Source organism: Corynebacterium axilliensis (genome assembly GCF_046097495.1).
In the GTDB taxonomy this organism is placed as follows: Bacteria; Actinomycetota; Actinomycetes; order Mycobacteriales; family Mycobacteriaceae; genus Corynebacterium.
The window spans coordinates 503,335-528,148 of the sequence record NZ_CP175768.1 but is presented as its reverse complement, the minus strand read 5'-3'; the positions used below and the strand labels follow the sequence as shown (position 1 = coordinate 528,148).

Here is a 24,814-nt window from a genome sequence, read left to right as displayed (position 1 = left end):
CCCACAATCCTAACGCGCCCGCCCGCCACTGGGCACTACTGGGCATTTCAGGGCATTTCCGGAGTCTAGGGAACGAGAACACCCAGCGCGAGCAGAATCATGACGATGATTCCCACCGGGATGCGGTAGGCCGCGAACCACTCGAAGGAATGGTTGCCCACGAACTTCAGCAACCAGGCAATGGAGGCATAACCCACAACGAAGGCGATGAACGTGCCCACGAGCAACTGAGCGCCGGTAGCGGACTGGCCCACGGTGGGGCCGAAGGCGTCGCCCAGCGAGAACAGTCCGGAGGCAATCACTGCCGGAATGGCCAAGAGGAAGCTAAAGCGCGTGGCCACCTCGCGGTCGAGGCCCAGGAACAGGCCGCCAGAGATGGTGCCGCCGGAGCGGGAAACGCCCGGGATCAGCGCCAGGCACTGGCACAGGCCCATGACGATGGCATCCCGCATGGTGAGCTCGTCAAAGCCGCGGGACTTCTTGCCAATCCGCTCTGCCAGGATGAACACGAAGGAAAAGAGAATAAGCATGGAGGCGGTGATCCACAGGTTGCGGAGGTTATCGCGAATCAGGTCCTTGCCCAGCACCCCCAGTACACCAATGGGGATGGAGCCAACAATGACCATCCAGCCCATGCGGTAATCCTGGCCGCGCTGATCCTTGTGCACCAAGCCAACGAACCAGCCCTTGAGGATCTGCCAGATCATGCCGGCGAAGTAGACGATGACGGCCAGCTCCGTGCCGAGCTGAATCACCGCAGTAAAGGAGGCGCCGGCGTCCTGTCCCCAGAAAAGCCGGGAGACGATGCTCAAGTGGCCCGAAGAGCTCACCGGTAAAAATTCCGTGAGGCCTTGGACGAGGGACAAGACGATGACCTGCAGCCATGTCATTGCGTCAGTAGCAGCTGTTGTATTCACTCGGGCGAGCCTACTACCGGATCCAGCGGGTACCGGACTTCACCACGCTGACTGCTAGGATGAGGAACCGTGAAAATGCGTCGAGTCCTGCTTACTTCTGTCCTTGTTGCGAGCGTGAGTGCGCTCACTGCGTGCACTTCCACGGTGGGAATTGGAGCCGATCCCAACTCGGCGGTGTATGGACACGCGGAGCCGGCGGCCTCCCCAGGGGCGAAGGATCCGGCCGGTGACGTCGTGGACTTCGACGCGGTCTCCGACATGGCTGCGCTGGGCGACGCCCTCGCGGTGCGCACCGCGGACTCCCTCACTGTGGGCAGCGCGCAGGACTTTTCTGCGGACAAGGCCGAGCGCGTAGACGTCGATGAGAGCTGCGGCGACCTGACTGCCTCCACATCTCACTTCGTCCTGGCCTGTGGCGACAAGGTCCTGCTCATCGACCCGCAGAATCCTTCCGCCCCCACAGAACTGGCCGTGGAAGAGGAGGCCCCCATCACCGTGGCCGCGCAAACGTCCTCGGGCGAGGTATTCGTCGGATCGAAGGACTCGAACAAGATCGGCCTCTACAAGGACGGCGAGCGCGACAAGACCATCAAGGTTGAGGCCGGTTCGGATCAGCTCATCGCGGTGCCGAACACCGACGGCGCGGATGGCGTGGTGCGCGTGCTGCGGGACGACTCCACCATCCAGTCCCTGGACTGGGAGAAGCACCGCGCGGGCGGGCGCCTGCGCGTGGGCCAGGGCGTGGGCCAGATCTCCGGCGGTGAGGGTGCGGTGGTTGTTGCCGCTGACACCGTGGGCAAGCGTGTGGCCATCTACACCGCCAGCGACGTCATCCGGCTGCACCAATACGGCAATACCGACGGCACGCCGTGGGCTACGGCGTGGGACTCCGGGCGTTCCCTGGCGTGGGTCACGACCACGGACAACAACCTCCTGCAGGCCTTTAAGGTGGCGGACGGTGTGCCGGAGGCGGCCGGGAGCCTCAGCACCGTGGCGGATGCGCAGAACGTGGCTGTGCTGGAGAACGGCACCGTGGTCGCCGCCTCTGCCACCGGCGATGGCCTGCAGTTCATCTCCGATCCCTCTCTCAAGAACTAACAGCTCACGAAGGACTTTCCATGCACTACTCCGCAATTGACCGCGCTCGCCATGCCGCCTACCAGGTGGCGCTCAAGGGGATGTTTCAGCTCAGCCCGGAGCGCATCCACGGCATCATCAACCGCGGCCTAGCGGTTCTGCAGGCAGCCGGGCCCGCCAACCGCGCGCTGGGCAAAGTACTCCCCGTGACGGATCCAGTGCTGGAACAAGAGCTGTTCGGTGTGCGCTTCCCGCGTCCGCTGGGCTTGGCCGCCGGCTTTGACAAGAACGCCGCGGCTGCCGACGCGTGGGCGGCCATCGGCTTCGGCTATGCCGAGCTCGGCACCATTACCCCGAAGGCGCAGCCGGGCAACCCCGCACCGCGCCTGTTCCGCTTGCCGGCGGACAAGGCGATCCTCAACCGTATGGGCTTCAACAACGAGGGCGCTTTGGTAGCCGCACGGAACCTGCGCGAGCGCCGCTACCGCGACGTGGTGGGCATCAACATTGGCAAGAACAAGGTCACCCCGGCAGACAAGGCCGTCGATGACTACCGCCAGTGCGCATCGGTGCTGGGAGACCTCGCCGACTTCGTGGTGGTCAACGTCTCCTCGCCCAATACTCCGGGCTTGCGCGACCTGCAGGCGGTCGAATCCCTGCGCCCGATTATGGGGGCCGTGGTGGACTCGACCTCCTCGCCCGTCCTGGTCAAGATCGCGCCGGATCTGTCTGATGAGGACGTCGATGCCGTGGCAGACATGGCCGTCGAGGTCGGTCTCGCCGGCATCGTGGCGACCAACACCACGATCTCCCGTGAAGGGCTGAAGACCCCTGCCGACGAGGTGGCGGCGATGGGCGCCGGCGGCATCTCGGGCCTGCCGCTGGCGGACCGCTCGCTGGAGGTGCTCCAGCGCCTGCACGCCCGCGTGGGCGATAAGCTGGTGCTCGTCGCCGTCGGCGGCATCACGACCCCGGAACAGGCATGGGAACGCATCACCGCCGGCGCCTCTCTGCTGCAGGGCTACACCGGGTTGATTTATGGCGGCCCGGATTGGATCCGGGATATCCACCGAGGGATTGCCCAGCAGATACGTGCCCACGGGCTGCGCTCGATCTCTGAGGCGGTCGGCTCCGGTCTCCCCTGGCGCGACTAGCGCACTGCGCGGCGGATGAGCGCCGCACACAGCGCCGCTATGACGGCGAAGACAAACAGTAGGTTCTGCCCCATCGTGGCCAGGACGGCGTCCGGCAGGACGCGGCTAGCGATGATGAAGACTAGCGCGAGGATTAGCGGGGCAATCTGTCCAAGGCTGCCGCGCTGTTCGCGGTGCTGGGCACTGAACGCGCCCACCAGAATCGCCGCGGCGATGAGCGCTACCCGCCGCCAAGTCCACTCGAAGGGTGCGTCAAGGCCATCGCTGAAGATGGAAACCAGCCCTAGCAGTGCCAGGATGGCTGCAAGGAAAGCGAGTGCGCCCGCGGCCCGAAGAACTATAGGGTCGGACCCCTTCTCGCCTCCTGCGCCGTCTGGGTGCTTGTTCAACGGGAGGGGTTTCACTTCTCCTCGTACCATCCCCAGGTCACCGCGCGGCCGAGCGTGTGGAAGAACAGATTGAAGCCCAGCACCGTGGGGGTGGACTCCGGATCGATGTCGAGCTTCTCCACGTCCACAGCGTGCACCGCGTACAGGTAACGGTGCGGCGCGTGCCCGGCGGGCGGCTGTGCGCCGTAGTAGGTCCGCTGGCCGGAGTCACCGCGCAGGCTCACTACCCCGGGGTGGCCCAGGTCCTCGGAGGAACCTGCGCCGGTAGGCAGCTCACGAACATCAGCGGGGATGTTGAAGGCCGCCCAGTGCCAGAAACCAGAGCCCGTCGGGGCATCCGGATCAAAGCACGTCACCGCAAAGGACTTGGTGCCCTCCGGCACGTCGCTCCAGGACAGCTGCGGGGAGACGTTCTCCGGGGCGCGGAAACGCTCTGCAATCTCTTCCCCCTCCGCGATGTCCTGGGAGGTCACGTTAAAGGCCGGTACCTCGCCCAGCGGTGCATACGGGTCTGGGCCGGGGAAGCAAGAATCGGTGGCGTAGCTCGCAGGAGTCTGGGGTGTTGCCGAGTTGTTGGTCGCATCGTTATTGGTCATGCTTTCCTTTGTACCGGACGGAACTTTTGCTCGGGGAAGAATCAGTCAGTGGGTCTCCGGCAGCCGCAACGGGAGGCAACTTCCACCGTTGTGTTTTAGTGCCACAATTTCAGCCTAAAATATCCCTTCACATGGGGATTTGTGTACTGCACCCCGATCGGGATACAGTATTCGAGTGCCCAGCCGAGAGGCTGAACAAACACCCTAGCCCGGGTGGCGGAATGGCAGACGCGCTAGCTTGAGGTGCTAGTGTCCTATTAACGGACGTGGGGGTTCAAGTCCCCCCTCGGGCACAAACCAAATCTCGAGACATCATATCTACGGTGTCTCGAGTTTTTCTCGTTTTCGCCTCACACTGCACAGCGCCGTTGCACGGTACAGTGGGATGCTACGACAACAACTACCCCACCTTTGAGGCCTGCCCCCTAGCAGTGACCTCGTAAAATAAGGAGTACCGAATGAACGCTACCTTTACGTACCTCGACCCGTTTACCGCACAGCGAAAGCTCATTGAGGCTCCGGAAGGATCCGAGTACGTAGTAGTCAAGCGCCGTGGGGAGGCCGTGGTCGACGGCGAGGTGATGAGCTTCCACACCAGCCACGCCCAGGCGCGTGAGGCGGTCATGGCGGGGCTGACTGCGGAGTTTAAGACTGCCGTGGATAACGAGCCCATCTACGTCACCCACGCGCGTCTGCGTGGCGAATACGCCCGTTACGTCAATCTCTAAACCCGCGGGGAACTCTCTACCGCCGCGGACTTCTTCTTGTCGGTGAAATAGCTATGCAGGGCCTTGATGGCGATCGGTGCCACGGAAATGACGATGATGAGCAGCATGATCTTCTCAATCGAATCCGCAATACCGGGGATATGGCCCAAGAAGACACCGATCAAGTTCATGGAGAGCACCCACGCCACGGCGCCGCCGATGTTCCAGCCCACAAAGTGCTTATAGGGCATGCCCGCCGTTCCGGCCGCCACGGGGATGTAGGTGCGCACAATCGGAACAAAGCGGCCCAGCACCAGCGCGAGTGGGCCGTGCTTGTGGAAGAAATCCTCGGCGGAATGCAGGTACTCCAGCTTAAGAATCCGCGCGTCCTCTTTGAATAGGCCACGCCCGAAGCGGTGCCCCAGCCAATAGCCCACTTGGTCGCCGGCAATTGCGGCAGCCATGCCCACGATAAGCAGGAGCCAAATGGACACGTGTAGCTCGTCGCGGAGGATGGCTGCGGTGACCAGAAGGGAATCGCCGGGGAGGAAGGGGAACAGGACACCGGACTCGATGAAGACCACGAGTGCGATGCCGGCGATAACCCATGGGCCGAAGGCCTCGAGCAGGGTCGCGGCGTCCATGTAGGATGTCAGGTTATGGATAAAGTCCATGGAGTACTCCATATTCGGTGTAAGAATCGGCGCGTTGAAGATCGAGGTAGATCGAGGCGCCAGATTGGTCTCCGCTTAGTATCCTCCTCCCACTTCCAATTCCATGCATCGCGAGCGGCGTTGCTAGGTACTTTTCGCCAACCCCACAGTTAAGCCACAGTGTGCGGCACGCCCCGTTCTATCCAACGAGGGCGAGGGTCTAGGCTTAGAACTCTATGGATTCGCAAAGGCTTAAGCGTTGGGCGCGCACCGCGGGTGACTTCCTTACGTCGCTCGCCCGGTCGGCGTGGCACAGCGTTGCTGCCTGGCCATGGTGGCGCTGGGCGCTAGTACTCGCCGCGGGTGCCGGCCTCGTTGCCCTCGTTATGGTGGTGGGTATCCCCGATGTCGCAGCGCTGCGCGCCTGGTCGCGGCACTTGGGCCCGTGGTTTATTGTGGCCTTCGCGGCCGCCTACGTCTTCTTCACGCAATTCCCCTTCCCCCGCACGGTGTGGACGTTAGCCGCGGGGCTCTTGTTCGGTCCCTGGCTGGGACTCGGCATCTCTTTGGTGGCGCTGACGGTCTCGGCCACGCTCTCGTTGCTTATTGTTCGGTGGTTGCTCGGTGACTGGATCCGACCCCACCTGTCCCACCCGGCGGTGCTTCCTATCAACGCGCGCCTCGAGCGGCGCGGGTGGTTGGCCGTGGCATCACTGCGCATGGTCGCGGGAGTTCCGTTTTCCTTACTAAACTATGTCGCGGCGTTGACCCCCATCCCGGTGGGACAGTTTGCCGTCGCCACACTGCTGGGCTCCATCCCCACCACGGCCATCGGCGTGTTCCTTGGGGATACACTCTCCGGACGCCCGGATCCGTTGACCGTGGTGGCGTTTCTCGTTGCCGCGGTGCTGGGAGTGGCGGGACTCATCCTCGACACGCATCTGCCCGACCCCAGCCCCTTACCCGGCTCGGTCAAGCGCAAGGGGTAGACTAGCCTCTAGTTTCGCCTAGAAAGGAGCCCTCCACAGTGCTCGCCGTTCATGCTCGCTATCGCGGCCGCTCGGTGCGTCGCGCCGAATTGGTCCAGCGATCCGCCGCTGCCCTGTCCACGTTGGAGGGGATCGGCGAATTCGAGGTCCTCGGCGTCGAAGACATCTGCGCCGTGGCGTACTCGGCGTCCGCGGTGTGCGACGTGGCGATGGCATTGCTTGCCGACGGCGACTGGGCCATCGGCATCGGCATCATCCCGGGCGATACTGCCCGCGAGAAGCACACCCGCGCGGTCGCCACGGCCGCGGTGAAGAAGTCCGCGCGGGCCGGCCACGTCTATGCCAAGGTGGACCGGCGCGGCCGCGCCGCAGAGGCCAACGACATCGCCGCCGCTTTCGCCCTGTTGGGCTTTGTCCTTTCCAAGCGCACGATGGAAGGCCGCGAGGCTACATCGCTCGTGCGCGGCGGGCTGAATCAGAACGAGGCCGCGGAGGAGCTGGGTATCTCCAAGCAGGCAATGTCCCAGCGCCTACAAGCTGCCGGCTGGGCCGCGGAAACCGCGGGCTGCCAGCTGGCGGTTAACCTCATTGAGAGGTCCAATAAGGACTAGAGCAAATCGGCCTTAGTGAGTTCGGGCGTCGTGACGAAGTCCACGAGACGCTCCACTGCGCCGATCAGCGTGGAATCCAAGTCGCGGAAGGAAGAGACCGCGTTGTAGACCCTGCTCCAGCCTTCCTTCGGATCGGACCAGCCCACACGCCGGCAGATGCCGGTCTTCCAGTCTTCGCCATACGGCACCTCCGGCCAGGCCCGAAGCCCCAAACGCTCGGGCTTAACCGCGGCCCAAATATCGATGAAAGGGTGGCCCGTGACCAAAACGTGCTCGCCCACTGTCTGCGTTAGGCGCGTTTCTTTGGAGCCTTCCACCAGGTGATCCGCCAGCACGCCGACGCGTCGTCCGGGTCCGGGCTGGAACTCCGCCAAGCGTTCCTCTAAGTTGTCCAAGCCTTCGAGGTATTCGACGACCACACCTTCGACGCGAAGGTCGTGACCCCACACCTTCTCCACGATGGCCGCGTCGTGGATACCCTCGACCCAGATGCGCGAGGGTGCGGCGACCTTAGCCTCAACATTCTCCACGCGGCGCGAACCGGAATTGGATTTCCGCGGCGCGTGCTTTTCCACGTAGCGGGTCAGAGTCACTGGCTGTCCTTCCACGAGGAAGCCGCCCTTAATCAGCTTGAACACGCGCTGGACACCGTGGCGGTCCTCCAAGCGGACAACCGGCCCCCAGGCCGTCTTGTCTACACCGAGCACTGCCCCAACGAAGTCATCGCCGCGGACCTCGACCACCATGCCAGGCTCTGCGGGCACCGCTGGGTAGGAAGGCTTTCTGGTGCGGGAGTGGCCGGCGAAGATGTCGCCGCCGTACGGGTCGTGGGTGTTATTCATAGCGGTCTACCTTATCGTCTACACTGTCCTGCCATGGATATGCGCGCCGAGGTCTGGTCACCAGTTCAAAACATTGCCGTGTGGTGTGGGGCGTGGCTCTGGGGGCACGAGTCCACCGATGATCTCCTGGACGCGCTGACGGAGCTCGGCGGCGAGCACGTGGGAGCAGGGCCGTACAGCGGCGCGCCTTTCACCGATGTCCTCGCACTCATCCGGCGGGAAACGGCTGGAATCGTGGAGCGCGGTGAGCGCGAACCGGCGATGCGCCTCATTTTGTCCGGGCCCGGCGAGGCCCCGGCCCTGCCCGCCGGGTCCGCGTCGGCACGCGCAGCTACCGAGAACCCGGCCGGCGCCATCGTGGTGCGCACCAACGATCGCGACCGCCACCTTGTTCTCATCCCCACCTACGATGACGCCGCCGCGCTGACGCAATGGGATGTCATTGAGGAGACGGAGCCGCTGCCCCAACCGGCGTGGCTGAGCCCGGGCGAGGCCGATGCTCTCCTGAGCCAGGCGACGAACGAGTCGGCGGCACTCATTGAAGCCAGCGGCGAGCACAGCGACGCCCTTCCCAACCCGCGACTGACCGTGGGCACGTTGAGCGATTTCTATGACACCCCGGGGCTACCCGCAGCCGTGCCCGGACGCTCCGCGAAGCTTTTTGCCCGAGCTGACCGCGTTGCCGCAATCATCGAAACGGTGACGGATCGCATCAACGACCACAGCTTCGATCCGCAGCTGCTGCGCTTGTGGCGGCACATTCGCCAGGCGCGCATGGCCGGCGTGGCCTATGCGCTCAGTGACTTCTCCCGCTAAGAGGACGCCTCTAGTGGGACTTCTTCAGCGACCAGATGTCGCAGCAGCCTTCCGCGCACGGCTGGCCATTGACGGTACAGCCCTGCACTGTGACGGAGCCCAACGAGGCGATTTCTGAGCCAGCCTCCAGCTCGTCGATGAGATCCACGACCAGTGAGGCGAAACGCTGGGAAGGTCCAGCCGTGCGGGTGCGCTGGACGAGCACCCCCATCTCGTCGGCGGCGTCCTGCAGCTCGGAATCAAGGTCCCAGATGACCTCCATGTGATCGGAGATAAAACCGATCGGGCAGACCACGACAGCGTCGACGCCTTCTTCGTTGTGCAGCCGCGTGGTGTGGTCCACAATGTCCGGCTCCAGCCACGGGGTGCTCGGGCTACCGGAGCGGGATTGCCACACGAGGTCATACTCCGTGATGCCTGCTGCCTCGGCAACCAGGCGGGATGCTTCGGCCACCTGGCGCGAGTAGATGTGCTTGTCGCCCTCGGCGCCGCCCACCGCGTCGTGAGCCGTGGGAACAGAGTGCGCAGTGAAGAGCATGCGGGTAGTTTCCAGCTTCTCCTCCGGAATCTCGGCGTACGCGTCCTTGACGGCCGCCGCCATCTCCTCGATGAACTTGGGGTGGTCGAAAAACTGGCGCAGCTTGGTGAAGGTGATTTCCGGCAGGCCCTTCTCCTCCAGGTGCGCGCGGAGGGCAACGATGTCCTCGTCGTACTGGCGGCAGGCGCTGTAGCCGCCCCACGCAGAGGTGGCGAAGACGGCGACGTTGCGGATGCCATCCGCGGCCATCTGCTCCACTACCTCGGTGCCGAAGGGATGCCAGTTCCGGTTGCCAAAGTAGACCGGTAGATTATGTCCGCGAGTTTTCAGTTCCCCCTCGACGTTCTCGATAATCTCTCGATTGAGACGGTTGAGTGGGCTGACGCCACCGAAGTGGAAGTAGTGTTCTCCAACAACCTCGAGGCGCTCGCGCGGAATGCCGCGCCCGCGAGTCACGTTCTCCAAAAACGGAACGACCTCCTCGTTACCTTCCGGGCCACCGAAAGAAAGAACGAGGAGGGCGTCGAATGGGGAGTCAGTGCGCTCAACCAGAGCAGTACGCTGTGTTTCAGTCATACCGCCCAGTCTAGCAATCCGACCGGTTCGAACCGGTTAAATCAGGCGCACGGCGTAGGGGGCCATGCCTCCCTGGCGCACCGGCGAGATGCTGACCGTCTGGCCCGACTGCGGGGCCTCGATCATCTGGCCATCACCCAGATAGATCGCCACGTGCGTATTACCGGACGGGCCGTAGAAGATGAGGTCACCACGCTCCATCTCGCTCGGCGACACCTTTGTACCCTTCTGGTACTGGTAGCCGGTGTAGTGCGGCAGGGAGATGCCCACTCCCGCGAAGGCGTAGAGCACCAGGCCGGAGCAGTCAAAGCCCACCTTGTTGTAGTCGCCGTAGGAGTCGGCCACGCCGCCGTCTCGAATGCCCTTGGTCGGGCCGTTCGCGTCGCCGCCACCCCACGCGTAGGGCACGCCGATCTGGGACTCAGCGCGGGAGATGACGGTTTCGATCTTGGATTGACGGGAGGCGTCGCCAAGCGTGGCGCTAGCCTTCTCTGTCACAGAGTCGGTGGTGTCGAGCTCCTCCAGTACGCCGGAGACGTCGGAGGCCAGCTCATCTTCGTCTGCGGTGTTGCTGGTGCTTGTCAACGTCGTCGACGTGGATGCGGAATCCGATGCCGAGTCGGTGCTATCGGACGCAGTGCCGTCGCCCTGCAGAGCGAAGAGCCTAGAGGACCCCTGGGCCAAGGCGTCGATTTCCTCTGGTGTGAGGCTGTTGGAGTGATCGGGCTGGGAGGCGGCGACCATAGAGGCCACGCTGCCGACAACACCGATTCCGAGGGCAATGGTCTCCGGGTCGATGTCGCTCGAACCCATGGAGCTGCCGCCGGAGGCTTCCTTGCGGTCCTCGTCCTTAGAGGACAGCTCCTGGACGTTGGGATCGGAGGACAGCGTGTCCGCTGCACTCGACAGTTCCTTCATCTCCTCCGGGGAGATCTGCTGCGACGCAGTCCGAGAGGCCTCCGCCTGCAGGGTGCGGTTCTGAGCCTCCTCTGCCGACGGGCCCACCACGGCACCGTCGACCGCATTGTCGGTTGCGGCGGCGTCGGACTCGCTCGACTCGGCACTGGCGGCATCGGTGGTGCCGGTCGCGCCCGTGCTAGTGGTGCCGGCGGTCGCGCCGCTGGCCGTCGCGGAGGTAGGGGCATCCGCGGGAGCACTCTGCTGGGGCTTGGTCGTGGGAGCCGACGAAGCGGCGCTGGTGTCAGGGGTGGAGTGAGAGGGTTGGGTAGTCTCGCTATCAGGCTTGACCTTAGATCCAGTGTCTTGACTTGACTTAGTATTATCGTCAACGCCCTTGGCTTGATTTAGTGCCTTATGGAGGCTGGACAGCTGGGATAGGAGATCCTCACGCTTCCCGGCAGATTCCTGAATCTGGGTCTCGGAGTCAGCGAGCTGTTCGCGCGCGGCAGCCTCTGCCTCGGAGGCACGAGTCTCTCGCTGCTCTGCCAACTGCTGGGTCTTGCGCAGCTGGGACTCCTTGTTGGCCTTCTCGGTGCGCTCGCGCTCAAGTTGGTCCAGGACGTCCTGCTGCTTCTGGGACTGGCCGCGGAGGAATGCTTGGCGCTCCAGCATGGTGGAGCGTGCCTCGCTGCCCGCCGCGTTAGACACGGCGTCCGACGTGTTAGCGCGGCGGTATGCCGAGCGTGAAACCTCATCGAGCTTGGACTGCGCTGCCGCCACGTCATCCTGTGCGGAATCGAGCTGCTCCTTGGCCGTCGTGGTGCCGCGGCGCGCCTGGGCAGCCTCGGTGCGCGCATCGTTGAGGTCAACGAGCGCGCGGTTGACGGTCTCGCGCTGTGCGCCGATGGCGGCCTCTGCCTGTGCGATCTCGTTCTTCGATCTGCGCAATGGCACCGGCCAGGTCGGCGATGGACGGGTTGTCAGAAGACAGCAGCTGCGCGATGTCCAGCTGCTCTGGTTCCGCCGCAACTGCTGGGGTCAATGAAGAAACGGTGGACAGAATGGCAGTCGTCGCTATCGCAGCACAAGCTGCTTTGAGGCGGCGAAAGCCAAAGGATGAAGTGGTGGCCACGAGAGTAATCTCCTCGGCACCTACCCATGACGACGTAGACGCTTCGCCCTCCTGGCGCATACTTGCCGGCGGCAAGCGGAAACGCTCAAGACTGCGAGACGCGGATATGGGGGTTCATTCTGTATAGGTCACATAGAGACATGAAGACACGCAAAGATACAGGTGTCTCCCTAGCGGCGAGCCCAGAAGAATCAAGTGGAAAAGGCTGCGAATGAAGAAGTCTGCGTTCTGCGAAGCGCATACAGATATTCCAGGCGCTGTTCTCGTTCCTCCTCGCCAGGCGCCGCGCTCTCAATCTGTAGGACACACCGTGTGCGCGCCTACGTTAAGGCTGGCACCCAACCGGGAACCGACAGGGCCGAAAAGCTCTGACAGAACCGCGCCCTTCTGTAAGAGCGCGGGCGTGCGAGCCTCTCCTACTCGGTAGGTAGGTGCTTAATTTGTGAAAAGTCGAACACTGATAACACTGATACCGACTACGGCGGGGACTCCTAGATGCGCGGTCATCCGCCAGGCGGAGAACCCCAACTGTCGTGTTCGCGCGTGGCGTGCTTCCCCACATACCCGTGCGTCGTCTCAGTTGAGAGTCAAGGCTTGGCCCATGAACGTATGGAGCAATAGTCAACCCGTGAGTCGATACGTGAACCATACGTCACCGACACGCCGCCTCGCACACTTTCCCCAACTTTCACATGAGTTAAGTCCAGCCACAGGTCCTTACAAGTGTCCCCAACCTGCAACAATTTCGTTACCAAGGTGTGACTGTAACCTTGGTCACATTTGGGAATTGTGCGCTACCCTCCTCCAGCCCCTGCCGGTCGACCCGCGCTTCACCCCACAGCGTCTCGCCGACCCGTTTCGCGGCAAGCCTTATCCGGCCGTCCCCACCGTGCACTCACTGCCCCCTCGCGTCCCGGGAGGACTCCCCGAAGCGGGCCCACACGAGCCCGACGAGTGGCGCAAGGGAGGCTCCTCAAGGTGGCCCGGACCGCTCCCCAAAGCACCTCAAGGGAGTGAACTGTCGACGCCTAGGGTCACCCTCCCGCGACTCGCGCACCGACCCGGTGCCGGGGCCGCCGAAGAGCGGCGTCGCTTCCCTCAAACCCCTCCCCCGGTGCCAAAATAAAGCCTTAGGGGTTGACTCCACTCCCCTCCCCGACGCTTCCGCGCGAGTCTTAGTCGCCGTCAGACTGTGGCGGCGACAGCGGATTTGGCAGTGGATTCGTCAGCAGGATCTGCGCCGCGCCAGGCGTGGCGGTACGCGGCCCAGCCGGCCGCGGCGGCAAGGATAAGCATGCCGATAAGAATGAGCACCCACGGCGCCGAGAAGCCGTCCGCCGTGCCGTAGAACTCATTGAGGAGAGTGACCTGATCAAGGCCCGTCGGCAAGGAGTCCTCGGCCGCCTCGAGGCTGGCGCGGTCATAAGAATCGCTCACGGCGGAGACCTTCATCGGCGCCTGGAGGATTACGGTATCGAGCCCCGTTTGCTCCTGAAGTGTTGTCGCTAGGTCGCGCAAGTCGGGGATCTTCTCCGGATAGACGTCCACCACGGCGATGCCGTGGTTGGGATGGAGTGCCTCCGCGATGGGCTCTTGGAGGGCGTCGTCACGCGCCAGCTCCGGGTTCGAGAAGGCCACACCGTCAGCCTCTAGTTGCTGAGCAATGTCGTCTACATCCAGTCCGGCCGGAATCATTGTCCACTCCTTAGTTATGGCAACAGTCATGCCAACGATGGACTGAGCCGCGCCGGCGACAATAGTGCCGGAGCCGCGTCCACCCCTTTGGTCGTCTTGAGGGTAGGCCGCGCGCACGACGGAAGGTGTGCGGACTCGCCGGTACCCCCAAAATGGATGAAACAGAACGCTTGTACTGTTATAGTGGCACCAACCGTGGGTTCTTCCCTCTACAATGGTCGAGGAACCTTCGCGTTCTGAGAACGTCGATATGCGCCGCTCCTGCGCGCCATAATGATGTGCTCACTGAACCTTGACTAAGTGTTCAACAAACCGAAAAGCGAAACGTAAGGAATGGAGCTCCCTGTGACTGAAAGCCTGAACTCCTTCGGCGCCAAGAAGACCCTAGATGTCAACGGTAAGTCCTACGACTACTTTGATATCAACGCGGTTGAGGGCCTGGAGAAGCTGCCGTACTCCCTCAAGGTGCTGGCTGAGAACCAGCTGCGCTACGAGGATGGCAAGAACGTAACCAAGGATCACATCAACGCCTTGGCTAACTGGGATCCGTCCGCCGAGCCGGACACGGAGATCCAGTTCACCCCGGCCCGCGTCCTCATGCAGGACTTCACGGGCGTTCCTTGCGTGGTTGACCTCGCCACCATGCGTGAGGCCATCGCTGCACTGGGCGGTAAGCCGGACCAGGTTAACCCGCTCAACCCGGCAGAGATGGTCATTGACCACTCCGTTATCGTTGAGGCCTTCGGTTCTTCCGAGGCTCTGGAGAAGAACGTAGAGATCGAGTACGAGCGCAACCAGGAGCGCTACCAGTTCCTGCGCTGGGGTGCTGAGAACTTCTCCAACTTCCGCGTTGTTCCCCCGGGAACCGGTATTGTCCACCAGGTCAACATTGAGTACCTGTCCCGCGTCGTCTTCGACAACGAGGGCCTTGCTTACCCGGATACCTGTATTGGTACTGACTCCCACACCACCATGGAAAACGGCCTGGGCATCCTGGGCTGGGGCGTCGGCGGCATCGAGGCCGAGGCTGCCATGCTGGGCCAGCCGGTGTCCATGCTCATCCCGCGCGTCGTCGGCTTCAAGCTCACCGGCGAGATTCCGACCGGCGTGACGGCTACCGACGTCGTTCTGACCATCACCGAGATGCTCCGTGAGCACGGCGTAGTCCAGAAGTTTGTCGAGTTCTACGGCAACGGCGTGAAGTCCGTGCCGCTGGCTAACCGCGCCACCATCGGCAACATGTCCCCGGAGTTCGGCTCCACCGCCGCAATCTTCCCGATCGACGAGGAGACCATCAAGTACCTCGAGCTCACCGGCCGCCCGCAGGAGCAGATCGACCGCGTCGAGGCTTACGCCAAGGCACAGGGCATGTGGCTGGAGCAGGACGCTCCGGAGGCAAAGTACTCCGAGTACCTCGAGCTGGACCTGTCCACCGTCGTTCCGTCCATCGCCGGCCCGAAGCGCCCGCAGGACCGCATCCTGCTGTCCGAGGCGAAGGAGCAGTTCCGTAAGGATCTGCCGACCTACGCTTCTGGCGACGTCGTGGCTGACGAGTCCACCGTGGCCGCAAAGCGCATGACCGCTGAGGGCGGCGACGAGAACTCTCTCGTTGACGTCACCGGCGGCCTGAACAAGTCCCGCCAGGGCGAGGGCGAGTCCGCTGCCAAGGGCAGCTCCGGACGCCAGTCCACCCCGGTGACCGTGACCTCCCCGAACGGCGGCGAGTACACCCTGGACCACGGCATGGTGGCCATTGCCTCCATCACCTCCTGCACCAACACCTCCAACCCGTCCGTCATGGTGGGCGCTGGCCTCATCGCCCGCAAGGCTGCAGAGAAGGGCCTGACCTCCAAGCCGTGGGTCAAGACCATTTGCGCCCCGGGCTCCCAGGTGGTCGATGGTTACTTCCAGCGCGCAGACCTGTGGAAGGACCTGGAGGCCCTGGGCTTCTACCTCTCCGGCTTCGGCTGCACCACCTGTATCGGTAACTCCGGCCCGCTGCCGGAGGAGATCTCCAACGCCATCAACGAGCACGACCTGGCAGCCACCGCAGTGCTGTCCGGTAACCGCAACTTTGAGGGCCGCATCTCCCCGGACGTCAAGATGAACTACTTGGCATCCCCCATTATGGTCATCGCCTACGCTATTGCCGGCACCATGGACTTCGACTTCGAGACCCAGGCGCTGGGCCAGGACAAGGACGGCAACGATGTCTTCCTCAAGGACATCTGGCCCTCCCCGCAGGAGATCGAAGACACCATCCAGCAGGCTATCTCCCGCGAGCTGTACGAGGCGGACTACGCCGACGTCTTCAAGGGCGACGATGCATGGCGCAACCTGGACGTTCCGGAGGGCGAGACCTTCCAGTGGAACGAGGACTCCACCTACATCCGCAAGGCACCGTACTTCGACGGCATGCCGACCGACCCGGAGCCGGTCCAGGACATCAAGGGCGCTCGCGTGTTGGCTAAGCTCGGTGACTCCGTGACCACCGACCACATCTCCCCCGCCTCCTCCATCAAGCCGGGCACCCCGGCTGCCCAGTACCTGGATGAGAATGGTGTGGCGCGCCAGGACTACAACTCCCTGGGTTCCCGTCGTGGTAACCACGAGGTCATGATGCGAGGTACCTTCGCCAACATCCGCCTGCAGAACCAGCTGGTGGACGTTGCCGGTGGCTACACCCGTGACTTCACCCAGGAGGGCGCACCGCAGTCCTTCATCTTCGACGCGTGCGAGAACTACAAGGCCGCTGACATCCCGCTGGTCGTCCTGGCCGGCAAGGAGTACGGCACCGGTTCCTCCCGCGACTGGGCTGCCAAGGGCACCAACCTGCTGGGTGTCAAGGCCGTCATCACCGAGTCCTTCGAGCGCATCCACCGCTCCAACCTCATCGGTATGGGCGTTATCCCGCTGCAGTTCCCGGAGGGCGAGTCCCACGAGTCTCTGGGCTTGGACGGCACCGAGACCTTCGACATCGATGGCATCGCGGCCCTGAACGAGGGCGGCATCCCGAAGTCGGTTCACGTGACCGCCACCAAGGAGTCCGGCGAGACCGTCGAGTTCGATGCCAAGGTCCGCATCGACACGCCTGGTGAGGCTGACTACTACCGCCACGGCGGCATCCTGCAGTTTGTGCTGCGCCAGATGGTCAAGGCCTAAACGCCGCGACCACCACCGCGTAGCGCTGCGCACGCCGCGGGGCTACCGGTAGCCGGAAGGGCCAGCTAGCAACACCACATGCTGGCTGGCCTTTCTCATGCCCTATTCTTTTCTCTTCTTTTCTTCCCACATTTCCGCTTTCCGCTGCGCCTTCAAAGGAGACCCGTTAGCCATGCCGATCATGAGCGACTCCGAACTTAACCGCCGCCGACACGACATCCTCGTCGGCGCCCGCAAGTGCTTTGCCGAGCATGGCTACGAAGGCGCGACCGTGCGACTGCTTGAGCAAGCCACTGGAAAGTCCCGCGGTGCCATCTTCCACCACTTCGGCGATAAGGAGTCGCTCTTCTTGGCCCTTGCGCGGGAGGACGCCGCCCGTGAGGCCGAGGTCGTGGCCAACAACGGTTTGGTGGAGGTGATGAGCGAGATGCTCCGCCACCCCGAACGTCACGACTGGCTGGCTACCCGCCTCGAGGTCACCTCGATGCTGCGCACCGACCCCTCTTTCGCTACCCGCTGGCGCGAGGAGCAGCAGGTACTGGACAAGGCCGTGCGGGCCCGCTTGGAGTCCAACGCTGAGCAGGGCCGGCTGCGCGACGATATGTCGATCGACGCTCTCGTGACCTATCTGGAAACCTTCATGGATGGTTTTATCAACAGGCTAGCGCTGGGTGATACGGAGAACCTGGAGAAGGTTCTCGATGTGGTGGAACAGTCTATCCGTAGCACACGGTAGAATGTGAGCTAGGTTACCGCTCCGTCCGAGTTTGGAAATTGGGTGAACTAGCTCCGATGAACCAGTACACACTCGCTCCGTTCGACTTCGGGAAGCACTTCTACTCTGATCGCTTCATCCCCGATAGCTTCGCATCGGTTCGCTCCCCCAACCCAGCCCCGGTAACGCCGGCGGTGGCCGCGGCTGCCTACGCCGCCGGGCGCAGGCCCGGTATATCTGCGCTGAAGTGGTGGCCCTTACTGGTCCGAACCGTGAGCGCGCCATTGCTCGTTATACTTGCGTGGGCCTTCGCGGTAGGCGCCAGAGGCGAACTCTCGGTCTTTCTCTACCTGCTCATCACTATAGTTTTCGGGCTGGTGTGCCTGGCCGGTGCTGCCTACCTAGCTCATTCAGTCTGGCGCAAGGTAGTGGGAGCATTCCGCGTTGACAGCGCTACCCGCCACGGGTGGGTGAACTACTATCCGGCGCTCATCAGCGAGATTTGGGTGGTTGGAGTGATAAACCACGAGCATGATCCCCGGGAATATGAGTACATGGCCAAGGCGCGCATTCAGCTGCCCAACGGCTCGACCGAGGAGGTGAACACCGAGGTGTTCTGCTCTGAGATTGACAGCGACGGGTTCAAGCGCAGGGGCATCGTGGAGGTCAACCGTGAAGAAGAGGCACTGTTTGACCGGCCCAACGGCTGGTATCTAGCCGCGCACGTAGCCACCAAGCCGATCAGTGAGGCCAGTTTTCGCCACGGCCTCACCGAGGCACAGGTCAGAGCAGGGCTCGACGCTGTCTAGGCCGTCTAAGCCCTGCACGCACAGGTGCAGCGTTCTTAAATGTCCTTGACGCTGCCCTCGCCGTCAATAAACTCCAGCGGGGAGTCCGGCAGGGTCTCGCGGGAGGCCAGCTCCGCAACAACATCGGCCACCAGATCGCGCGAGGTGTGCTGGTCCCCCGTCAGCTCGGAATTGTCTTCGACGACGGTAATGCCCCGCGAGGGCTCCTCCGTCAGGGCTGCCGGGCCAAGAATGAGGTAATTAAGGTCGGTGGAGTTAAGCTTCTTGTCCACGGACTTCTTGGACTCGACGTAGGCGTACCACGCCTCGTCCGCCGGGTCGGTGGTATTCGTCGTAGCGCCCATGTAGGAAATCATGATGTAGGCGGGAGCGTTCTTGCCCTCGGCAGCGAGCTTCTCCATGCCCGCGATCGAGGCCAGCGCGGCGTCGCGGTCAACGGCCCAGGTCACGTCAGCACCGGCACGGCCACCGTTGCCGGCGCCCCAGACAACAACATCGTAGTCACCGAGCAGCTCCGCCCACTGCTCTTCGCTGATCTCGGTGAGATCGCGCAGTACCGGCGTTGCACCCAGCGCCTCGATGTCCGGCACCTGGTTGGGGTTGCGGATGAGCGAGTGGACGTCCAGGTTAGCGTCGACAAGCTTCGGCGTCGCTAGCAGGCCCACCTTGCCGTGCCCGCCGATGTAGAGAGCCTTCTTACGTGCGTTAGTTGTCGTATCAGTCATGGCCGCCACCGTACGCGGGTGCGTGCGGTAATGCAGGACCGCTGGACAGCGGGCTAAAGCACGCAGGTTACAATCGGGGCATGATTGCCATCATGACTGTCACCGGTGCCGATCGCACCGGCATCATCGCATCCGTGACCACCGCCCTTGCCGAGCTCAACGTCAACATCGTGGATGTCTCCCAGACCCTGATGTCCGGCTACTTCACCATGATTCTGCGCGTGGAGTTTGCAGAGGACGACGTCACCATCCGGGAGATCCAGGACAAGATGAATAGCGTGGGTGAGTCCATCAATCAGTCCATCCGCGTCCAGTCTGAGGCGCTGTTTACCGCCATGAACGACCTCTAAGCGCTCCCCGGACTCACACAAGGACCAGTCATGCTCAACCGTTTTAATACTGTCAGCATTCTCGACACGATCGAGATGATCGAGAAGTACCGCCTCGACATTCGCACCGTCACCATGGGCATTTCCCTGCTAGGCTGCACGCGCCCTACGATGGAGGCCACCGCGCAAGCTGTCTATGATCACGTCACCAGCCGCGCGGGCCAGCTCGTGGAGGTCTGCCAGGGCATCGAGGCGGACCTCGGCATTCCGATTGTGAACAAGCGCATCTCCGTCACCCCGGTCTCCCTCATCGCCGCCGGCGTCGAGGGAAACCCCGTGGACATCGCCCGCGCGCTCGACCGTGCGGCAACCGAGACCGGCGTAGACTTCGTCGGCGGCTACTCCGCGCTCGTAGAAAAGGGCGCGACCATCGCAGAGAAGATACTTATTCGCTCCATTCCGGAAGCACTGGCGGATACCAACCTGGTCTGCTCTTCAGTCAACATTGCCTCCTCCCGCGCCGGCATCAACATGAACGCCGCCGCACAGATGGGCCGCGTGATCAAGGAGGCCGCCGAGCTGACCAAGGACCGCAGCGCCATTGGCTGCGCCAAGCTTGTGATCTTTGCCAACTCCGTGGGCGATAACCCCTTCATGGCGGGCGCCTTCCACGGTGTGGAGGAGCCGGACTGCGTTGTCTCCGTTGGCGTCTCCGGACCCGGCGTCGTGGACCGTGCGCTCGGTTCCCTCGAGGGCGCCTCCCTCAACGAGGTGGCCGAAGAGGTCAAGAAGGCCGCCTTCAAGGTCACGCGTGCCGGTCAGCTCGTGGGCTCCATGGCCTCCGAGCGCCTCGGGGTTCCCTTCGGAATCATCGACCTCTCCCTGGCCCCCACCGCTGAGTTGGGCGATTCCGTTGCCCACATCCTCGAGCACATGGGCCTGGATCAGGTGGGCACGCACGGCACCACGGCAGCACTTGCGCTGCTGAACGACGCCGTGAAGAAGGGCGGCATGATGGCCTGCTCCCGCGTGGGCGGCTTGTCCGGTTCCTTCATCCCGGTTTCCGAGGACAAGGGCATGATCGATGCGGTGCGCAGCGGCGCTATCTCCATTGACAAGCTGGAGGCAATGACCTCCATCTGCTCGGTGGGACTCGACATGATCGCCATCCCAGGCGATACCTCCGCCGAAACCATCGCCGGAATGATCGCGGACGAGGCAGCCATCGGCGTCATGAACCATAAGACGACTGCCGTGCGCGTCATCCCCGCCCCGGGCACTCAGGCCGGCGACGAGGTCAACTTCGGCGGCTTGCTGGGCTACGCCCCCGTCATCCCAGTGAACGAGGTGGGCAACGCCACCTTCATCAACCGCGGCGGCTTTATCCCGGCGCCGGTGCACGGCTTCCGCAACTAGAGTGAGCCGTTGCCGCGCGGACGTTAGGCCGGGCGGCGGTTAGGCCAGTTCGACGATCTCCATGTACTCGTCGTTCCACAGGTCCTCATCGCCATCCGGCATGATGATGACGCGCTCCGGGTTGAGCGCCTTGACCGCGCCCGGGTCGTGGGTCACGAGGACCACGGCTCCGGTGTAAGTGCCCAGTGCGTCGAGCACTTGCTCGCGGGACTGCGGGTCGAGGTTGTTCGTGGGCTCGTCGAGAAGCAGCACGTTCGCGCGCGAGGACACCAGCGTGGCCAGGGACAAACGGGTCTTCTCACCGCCGGAGAGTGTGCCGGCGGGCTGCTCCAGCTTGTCGCCGGAGAACATGAAGGCACCCAGCAGGCCGCGAAGGTCCTGCTGGCCGGCATCCGGGCAGGCCTCGATGGTGTTCTCCCACACCGTTTTGTCCGGATCGATGTTGTCGTGCTCCTGGGCAAAGTAGCCAATGCGCAGGCCATGGCCGGAGACGATGCCACCCTCGCCGTCGGTGCGCTCCACTCCCGCCAGCAGCTTGAGCAGGGTCGTCTTACCAGCACCGTTATAGCCCAGCACCACGACACGCGAGCCCTTATCGATGGCTAGGTCCACGCCCGCGAAGACCTCGAGCGAGCCGTACATCTTGGTCAGGCCCTTCGCGTTCATCGGGGTCTTGCCGCACGGCGCAGGCTCGGGGAACTTGATGTGGGCGACCTTGTCGGCCACGCGGACATCATCAAGCTCGCTCATCATGCGCTCGGCGCGGTGCAGCATCTGCTTGGCGGCGGCGGCCTTTGTGGCCTTCGCACCCAGTTTGGCGGCCTGCTTTTGCAGGGCCGAAGCCTTCTTCTCCGCGTTGGCGCGCTCGCGGCGGCGGCGAGCCTCATCGGTGGCGCGGGCATCGAGGTACTTCTTAAAGCCCATGTTGTAGACATCGGCCTCCGCACGCACGGCGTCGAGGAACCAGACCTTGTTGCACACCGCCTCGAGCAGGTCCACGTCGTGCGAAATCATGACCAGCCCGCCCTCGTGCTTGGCCAGGAAGCCGCGCAGCCAGGTAATGGAGTCAGCATCGAGGTGGTTCGTGGGCTCATCGAGCAACAGCGTGGTCTGGGACTTGCCGGAGCCAGCAGATGCTGCGAACAGAATCTGTGCCAGTTCCACACGGCGGCGCTGACCACCGGAAAGCGTCTTGAGCTGCTGGTCGAGGACGCGCTGCGGCAGGCCTAGGTTGTCGCAGATCTGCGCGCACTCAGAATCCGCCTCATAGCCGCCGAGGGAATGGTATTCCTCTTCCAAGCGGGAGAACTTGCGGATGGCCTTATCGCGGAATTTGTCGTCCGTTGCCGTCTCCATGAGCTCCTGCTGCTTGGCCATACGCCGCTTGATCTCATCGAGACCTCGTGCGGAGAGCACGCGCTCGCGCGCGGTCTGCTCGATGTTGCCTTCGCGGGAATCCTGCGGGAGGTAACCAATGGGGCCGGAGCGTGTCACCGAGCCGCCGTAAGGCTCGGTTTCGCCGGCCAAGATGCGCATCGTCGTGGTCTTTCCCGCACCATTGCGGCCGACTAGGCCGATGCGGTCCCCTGCCTGCACGCGAAGGTGCTGGCCGGGAGCGTCGAGAAGCGTCCGTGCGCCCACGCGCACCTCGAAATCATTGGTCACAATCACGTCGAAACAGTCTAGCAACCAGCGCAGATAAACCCGAACCGCACGGCGGCCGGGCGACGGAACGGGAGCTGCCCCAGCGTCGAAGTTCAGAATCCCCAGACCCGAAACCCGCAACTCCCTGTTCGCGTGTGCGCTGTGACGCAGTGCTTGACGACGTCCGACAGGGTGTATGGGGATCGAGGTCTGGGGATCTGGAAACGTGAGAAAGGCGGTGCAGTACGCCGCGGCGTCGCGTGAGAGGCTACACGGCGAAGCCGAGGGCCTGGAGCATCTCGCGGCCCTCCTCGGTGATCATGTTCGGGCCCCACGGCGGCATCCACACCCAGTTGAGCTGGACGGCGTCGGCAAGCTTGTTGCCCACCACCACGTCGTCGATCTGCTCACCAATAACGTCCGTCAGCGGGCAGGCCGGGGACGTCAGCGTCATGTTGATAACGCAGGTGTTTTTGCCGTTGATGTCCTCGAGCCACAGGTCATAGACCAGGCCCAAGTCAACAACGTTAATGCCCAGCTCCGGGTCGATGACGTCCCGGAGGTACTCGGTGATGTCGAAGGCTTTGGCAATCTGCTCTTCGGTCTGCTCAGGCTTGATTCCGCCGCCACCGAAGTTGGCGTTTTCGTCCTGGTACGGGTCGGTCGGGTGGTTATCGCTAGTGGTATCCGCCATCTACTTCTCCAATTCGGTCAGCGCCTGCGCGGTGGCAGCCTGGAAGGCCTTCCACCCCAGCAGTGCGCACTTAACACGGGCGGGGAACTTGGCCACGCCGGCAAAGGCGATGCCGTCCCCGATAATCTCGTCGTCTCCCTCGACCTCACCGCGGGAGGTCACCATCCGGTCAAACTCTTCGAGCTTGGCGTTGGCCTCATCCAGCGGGATACCCACGATCTCCTCCGCCATGACGGAGGTTGAGGCCTGCGAGATGGAGCAGCCCTCGGCGTCGTAGGACACGTCCTCCACTGTCTTCCCGTCAGCGGACAGCTTCACGCGCAAGGTGATCTCGTCGCCGCAGGAGGGGTTGACGTGGTGGACCTCCGCCTGTCCTTCGCGCAGGCCGGAGAACTTCGGGTTCTTATAGTGATCCAGGATGACGTCCTGGTACATGGAATCTAGGTTCATTCGCTCACTCCAAAGAAGGTACGGGCAGCCCGCACCGCCTCTACGAGGGCGTCGACCTCGTCCTCGGTGTTGTACAGGTAAAAGCTGGCGCGCGCGGTCGAATTCACCTGGCACGCGCGGTGCAGCGGCCATGCGCAGTGATGGCCGGTGCGAATGGACACGCCGTGTGCGTCGAGCACCTGCCCCAGATCGTGCGGGTGGATTCCCTCGACGACGAAGGACACCGCTCCCCCGCGCTCCTCGGCGCTTTCGGGGCCGATGATACGCAGACCCGGGATCTGGGTAAGCTGCTCAAGGGCGTAGGCGGTGAGCTTCTTCTCGTGGGCATGAATGGCGTCCATGCCCACCTCGTCGAGGAACTTCACCGCGGCACCCAAGCCCACAACTTGGCTGGTCATCTGGGTACCGGCCTCGAAGCGCGTCGGCGGTTCGGCGAAGGTGGTGCCCTCCATCTTCACGACCTCAATCATGGAGCCGCCGGTGAGGAACGGCGGCAGCTTGTCCAGCAGCTCCGCTTTGCCGTAGAGCGCACCGACGCCCGAGGGACCGCACATCTTGTGGCCAGAGAACGCCGCGAAGTCCACGTCCAGCGCGTGGAAGTCCACCGGCATGTGCGGGACGGACTGGCAGGCATCGAGCACTACCATGGCCCCGACCGAGTGAGCACGGCGCACCAGCTCGGCGACGGGCGAGATGGCACCCGTCACGTTGGACTGGTGGGTAAACGCCACGACCTTGACGGAGTCGTCGAGCTCGAGCGAGTCGAGGTCAATCCGCCCATCCTCGGTCATGGAGTACCACTTCAGCGTGGCGCCGGTGCGCTGGCACAGCTCCTGCCACGGTACGAGGTTTGCATGATGCTCGAGCTCGGTGACCACGACGGTATCGCCCTCGCCCACGTAGAACTCACCCGCGCGCTCATCGCTGAGCACGTAAGCAACTTCATTAAGCGCCTCGGTGGCGTTCTTGGTGAACGCGATTTCGTCGCGGTCCGCACCCACGAAGTCTGCGATGGCCTGGCGGGCGGACTCATAGGCCTCGTCGGCCTCCTCCGCCAGCTGGTACGAGCCACGGTGAACCGGGGCGTTGGTGCCCAGCACGAAGTTCTCCTCCGCCTTCCACACCGGCAGCGGACGTTGCGAGGTCGCACCCGAATCCAGGTACACCAGGGGTTTACCATCGCGCACTGTGCGCTGGAGGATGGGGAACTGCTCCCTAATCGCTGTGACGTCTAGATCAGACATAAATCCTTATGCTCGGTTCTGTGGTTGGTTGCGG

24 protein-coding genes and 1 tRNA gene are annotated in these 24,814 nt (G+C 63.3%); 12 read left to right on the top strand and 13 right to left on the bottom strand.

Annotated features, from left to right (window positions below):
• Positions 1 to 65: 65 nt before the first annotated feature.
• Positions 66 to 890 (bottom strand): undecaprenyl-diphosphate phosphatase, encoded by an 825-nt coding sequence (locus ACKFR8_RS02570; RefSeq protein WP_408930968.1) that lies wholly within the window; start codon positions 888 to 890, stop codon positions 66 to 68.
• Positions 891 to 1,031: 141 nt separating this feature from the next.
• Here ACKFR8_RS02570 and ACKFR8_RS02565 point away from each other — a divergent pair, with 141 nt between their 5' ends.
• Together ACKFR8_RS02565 and ACKFR8_RS02560 are read left to right on the top strand one after the other, a co-directional pair.
• Positions 1,032 to 2,015 carry a hypothetical protein gene (locus ACKFR8_RS02565; RefSeq protein ID WP_408930505.1) on the top strand — a complete coding sequence of 328 codons (984 nt, stop codon included), beginning with the start codon at positions 1,032 to 1,034 and terminating at the stop codon, positions 2,013 to 2,015.
• Positions 2,016 to 2,035: 20 nt separating this feature from the next.
• On the top strand, positions 2,036 to 3,148 hold the full coding sequence (locus tag ACKFR8_RS02560) for a quinone-dependent dihydroorotate dehydrogenase (RefSeq protein WP_408930504.1): 1,113 nt from the start codon (positions 2,036 to 2,038) through the stop codon (positions 3,146 to 3,148).
• Here ACKFR8_RS02560 and ACKFR8_RS02555 read toward each other — a convergent pair.
• Entirely contained in the window at positions 3,145 to 3,552 is a 408-nt protein-coding gene (locus tag ACKFR8_RS02555) for a hypothetical protein (protein WP_408930503.1), read from the bottom strand. The two genes, ACKFR8_RS02560 and ACKFR8_RS02555, sit on opposite strands and share 4 nt — an antisense overlap.
• The gene (locus ACKFR8_RS02550; protein WP_408930502.1) at positions 3,549 to 4,133 is read right to left on the bottom strand and encodes a YbhB/YbcL family Raf kinase inhibitor-like protein; all 585 of its coding nucleotides are present in this window, start codon (positions 4,131 to 4,133) and stop codon (positions 3,549 to 3,551) included. Before ACKFR8_RS02550 ends, ACKFR8_RS02555 begins: the two co-directional genes overlap by 4 nt.
• 207 nt (positions 4,134 to 4,340) lie before the next feature.
• Between ACKFR8_RS02550 and ACKFR8_RS02545 the strand changes: the two genes are divergently transcribed.
• Together ACKFR8_RS02545 and ACKFR8_RS02540 are read left to right on the top strand one after the other, a co-directional pair.
• Positions 4,341 to 4,426 (top strand) — tRNA-Leu (locus tag ACKFR8_RS02545).
• A 165-nt stretch (positions 4,427 to 4,591) separates the two neighbouring features.
• Positions 4,592 to 4,861 carry a hypothetical protein gene (locus tag ACKFR8_RS02540; protein ID WP_296131659.1) on the top strand — a complete coding sequence of 90 codons (270 nt, stop codon included), beginning with the start codon at positions 4,592 to 4,594 and terminating at the stop codon, positions 4,859 to 4,861.
• Here ACKFR8_RS02540 and ACKFR8_RS02535 read toward each other — a convergent pair.
• On the bottom strand, positions 4,858 to 5,514 hold the full coding sequence (locus ACKFR8_RS02535; protein ID WP_408930501.1) for a DedA family protein: 657 nt from the start codon (positions 5,512 to 5,514) through the stop codon (positions 4,858 to 4,860). The two genes, ACKFR8_RS02540 and ACKFR8_RS02535, sit on opposite strands and share 4 nt — an antisense overlap.
• 215 nt (positions 5,515 to 5,729) lie before the next feature.
• Between ACKFR8_RS02535 and ACKFR8_RS02530 the strand changes: the two genes are divergently transcribed.
• Together ACKFR8_RS02530 and ACKFR8_RS02525 are read left to right on the top strand one after the other, a co-directional pair.
• Complete coding sequence (locus ACKFR8_RS02530; protein WP_408930500.1) at positions 5,730 to 6,482, top strand: TVP38/TMEM64 family protein; 753 nt, start codon at positions 5,730 to 5,732, stop codon at positions 6,480 to 6,482.
• A 38-nt stretch (positions 6,483 to 6,520) separates the two neighbouring features.
• On the top strand, positions 6,521 to 7,093 hold the full coding sequence (locus ACKFR8_RS02525; RefSeq protein ID WP_408930499.1) for a MarR family transcriptional regulator: 573 nt from the start codon (positions 6,521 to 6,523) through the stop codon (positions 7,091 to 7,093).
• Here the strand turns inward: ACKFR8_RS02525 and ACKFR8_RS02520 are convergent.
• Positions 7,090 to 7,935 (bottom strand): DUF3097 domain-containing protein, encoded by an 846-nt coding sequence (locus ACKFR8_RS02520; protein WP_408930498.1) that lies wholly within the window; start codon positions 7,933 to 7,935, stop codon positions 7,090 to 7,092. The genes ACKFR8_RS02525 and ACKFR8_RS02520 overlap by 4 nt on opposite strands.
• A 33-nt stretch (positions 7,936 to 7,968) precedes the next feature.
• Here ACKFR8_RS02520 and ACKFR8_RS02515 point away from each other — a divergent pair, with 33 nt between their 5' ends.
• Positions 7,969 to 8,751 carry a hypothetical protein gene (locus ACKFR8_RS02515; RefSeq protein ID WP_408930497.1) on the top strand — a complete coding sequence of 261 codons (783 nt, stop codon included), beginning with the start codon at positions 7,969 to 7,971 and terminating at the stop codon, positions 8,749 to 8,751.
• Between the two features lie 10 nt (positions 8,752 to 8,761).
• Here ACKFR8_RS02515 and ACKFR8_RS02510 read toward each other — a convergent pair whose 3' ends face one another.
• The 3 genes from ACKFR8_RS02510 to ACKFR8_RS02500 all read right to left on the bottom strand — a co-directional run bounded on the left by ACKFR8_RS02510 (position 8,762) and on the right by ACKFR8_RS02500 (position 13,709).
• Positions 8,762 to 9,865: a ferrochelatase gene (locus ACKFR8_RS02510; protein ID WP_408930496.1), complete on the bottom strand. Its 1,104-nt coding sequence runs from the start codon at positions 9,863 to 9,865 to the stop codon at positions 8,762 to 8,764.
• Between the two features lie 36 nt (positions 9,866 to 9,901).
• Complete coding sequence (locus ACKFR8_RS02505; protein ID WP_408930495.1) at positions 9,902 to 11,719, bottom strand: DIP1281 family NlpC/P60 protein; 1,818 nt, start codon at positions 11,717 to 11,719, stop codon at positions 9,902 to 9,904.
• Between the two features lie 1,363 nt (positions 11,720 to 13,082).
• Positions 13,083 to 13,709: an Rv1476 family membrane protein gene (locus ACKFR8_RS02500; protein ID WP_408930494.1), complete on the bottom strand. Its 627-nt coding sequence runs from the start codon at positions 13,707 to 13,709 to the stop codon at positions 13,083 to 13,085.
• A gap of 228 nt (positions 13,710 to 13,937) precedes the next feature.
• Between ACKFR8_RS02500 and can the strand changes: the two genes are divergently transcribed.
• From can to ACKFR8_RS02485, 3 genes are all read left to right on the top strand, one after another.
• Positions 13,938 to 16,754: an aconitate hydratase gene (gene can / locus ACKFR8_RS02495; protein ID WP_408930493.1), complete on the top strand. Its 2,817-nt coding sequence runs from the start codon at positions 13,938 to 13,940 to the stop codon at positions 16,752 to 16,754.
• Positions 16,755 to 16,926: 172 nt separating this feature from the next.
• Entirely contained in the window at positions 16,927 to 17,490 is a 564-nt protein-coding gene (locus tag ACKFR8_RS02490) for a TetR/AcrR family transcriptional regulator (protein WP_408930492.1), read from the top strand.
• A gap of 56 nt (positions 17,491 to 17,546) precedes the next feature.
• Entirely contained in the window at positions 17,547 to 18,278 is a 732-nt protein-coding gene (locus ACKFR8_RS02485; RefSeq protein ID WP_408930491.1) for a hypothetical protein, read from the top strand.
• A gap of 35 nt (positions 18,279 to 18,313) precedes the next feature.
• Here the strand turns inward: ACKFR8_RS02485 and ACKFR8_RS02480 are convergent, their stop codons facing one another.
• Entirely contained in the window at positions 18,314 to 19,003 is a 690-nt protein-coding gene (locus ACKFR8_RS02480; protein ID WP_408930490.1) for an NAD(P)-binding oxidoreductase, read from the bottom strand.
• Between the two features lie 80 nt (positions 19,004 to 19,083).
• Between ACKFR8_RS02480 and ACKFR8_RS02475 the strand changes: the two genes are divergently transcribed.
• Together ACKFR8_RS02475 and ACKFR8_RS02470 are read left to right on the top strand one after the other, a co-directional pair.
• Positions 19,084 to 19,353, top strand: coding sequence for an ACT domain-containing protein (locus tag ACKFR8_RS02475; protein ID WP_296131694.1), 270 nt, complete (start codon positions 19,084 to 19,086; stop codon positions 19,351 to 19,353).
• A 30-nt stretch (positions 19,354 to 19,383) separates the two neighbouring features.
• On the top strand, positions 19,384 to 20,748 hold the full coding sequence (locus ACKFR8_RS02470) for a PFL family protein (RefSeq protein ID WP_408930489.1): 1,365 nt from the start codon (positions 19,384 to 19,386) through the stop codon (positions 20,746 to 20,748).
• A gap of 39 nt (positions 20,749 to 20,787) precedes the next feature.
• Here ACKFR8_RS02470 and ACKFR8_RS02465 read toward each other — a convergent pair whose 3' ends face one another.
• The 4 genes from ACKFR8_RS02465 to ACKFR8_RS02450 all read right to left on the bottom strand — a co-directional run bounded on the left by ACKFR8_RS02465 (position 20,788) and on the right by ACKFR8_RS02450 (position 24,780).
• Positions 20,788 to 22,419, bottom strand: a complete 1,632-nt coding sequence (locus ACKFR8_RS02465; RefSeq protein WP_408930488.1) for an ABC-F family ATP-binding cassette domain-containing protein — start codon at positions 22,417 to 22,419, stop codon at positions 20,788 to 20,790.
• Positions 22,420 to 22,660: 241 nt separating this feature from the next.
• Positions 22,661 to 23,086 carry a metal-sulfur cluster assembly factor gene (locus tag ACKFR8_RS02460; RefSeq protein ID WP_296131702.1) on the bottom strand — a complete coding sequence of 142 codons (426 nt, stop codon included), beginning with the start codon at positions 23,084 to 23,086 and terminating at the stop codon, positions 22,661 to 22,663.
• Positions 23,087 to 23,536, bottom strand: a complete 450-nt coding sequence (sufU, locus tag ACKFR8_RS02455) for a Fe-S cluster assembly sulfur transfer protein SufU (protein WP_296131704.1) — start codon at positions 23,534 to 23,536, stop codon at positions 23,087 to 23,089. It abuts the gene before it with no gap.
• Positions 23,533 to 24,780, bottom strand: coding sequence for a cysteine desulfurase (locus ACKFR8_RS02450; RefSeq protein WP_296131707.1), 1,248 nt, complete (start codon positions 24,778 to 24,780; stop codon positions 23,533 to 23,535). Before ACKFR8_RS02450 ends, sufU begins: the two co-directional genes overlap by 4 nt.
• Positions 24,781 to 24,814 lie beyond the last annotated feature (34 nt).

Coding starts and splice junctions, on each gene's coding strand:
- ACKFR8_RS02570 (WP_408930968.1), bottom strand. CDS start 890: ATGACATGGCTGCAGGTCATCGTCTTGTCCCTCGTCCAAGGCCTCACG.
- ACKFR8_RS02560 (WP_408930504.1), top strand. CDS start 2,036: ATGCACTACTCCGCAATTGACCGCGCTCGCCATGCCGCCTACCAGGTG.
- ACKFR8_RS02550 (WP_408930502.1), bottom strand. CDS start 4,133: ATGACCAATAACGATGCGACCAACAACTCGGCAACACCCCAGACTCCT.
- ACKFR8_RS02540 (WP_296131659.1), top strand. CDS start 4,592: ATGAACGCTACCTTTACGTACCTCGACCCGTTTACCGCACAGCGAAAG.
- ACKFR8_RS02535 (WP_408930501.1), bottom strand. CDS start 5,514: ATGGACTTTATCCATAACCTGACATCCTACATGGACGCCGCGACCCTG.
- ACKFR8_RS02530 (WP_408930500.1), top strand. CDS start 5,730: ATGGATTCGCAAAGGCTTAAGCGTTGGGCGCGCACCGCGGGTGACTTC.
- ACKFR8_RS02520 (WP_408930498.1), bottom strand. CDS start 7,935: ATGAATAACACCCACGACCCGTACGGCGGCGACATCTTCGCCGGCCAC.
- ACKFR8_RS02515 (WP_408930497.1), top strand. CDS start 7,969: ATGGATATGCGCGCCGAGGTCTGGTCACCAGTTCAAAACATTGCCGTG.
- ACKFR8_RS02510 (WP_408930496.1), bottom strand. CDS start 9,865: ATGACTGAAACACAGCGTACTGCTCTGGTTGAGCGCACTGACTCCCCA.
- ACKFR8_RS02490 (WP_408930492.1), top strand. CDS start 16,927: ATGCCGATCATGAGCGACTCCGAACTTAACCGCCGCCGACACGACATC.
- ACKFR8_RS02485 (WP_408930491.1), top strand. CDS start 17,547: ATGAACCAGTACACACTCGCTCCGTTCGACTTCGGGAAGCACTTCTAC.
- ACKFR8_RS02480 (WP_408930490.1), bottom strand. CDS start 19,003: ATGACTGATACGACAACTAACGCACGTAAGAAGGCTCTCTACATCGGC.
- ACKFR8_RS02475 (WP_296131694.1), top strand. CDS start 19,084: ATGATTGCCATCATGACTGTCACCGGTGCCGATCGCACCGGCATCATC.
- ACKFR8_RS02470 (WP_408930489.1), top strand. CDS start 19,384: ATGCTCAACCGTTTTAATACTGTCAGCATTCTCGACACGATCGAGATG.
- ACKFR8_RS02460 (WP_296131702.1), bottom strand. CDS start 23,086: ATGGCGGATACCACTAGCGATAACCACCCGACCGACCCGTACCAGGAC.
- sufU (WP_296131704.1), bottom strand. CDS start 23,536: ATGAACCTAGATTCCATGTACCAGGACGTCATCCTGGATCACTATAAG.
- ACKFR8_RS02450 (WP_296131707.1), bottom strand. CDS start 24,780: ATGTCTGATCTAGACGTCACAGCGATTAGGGAGCAGTTCCCCATCCTC.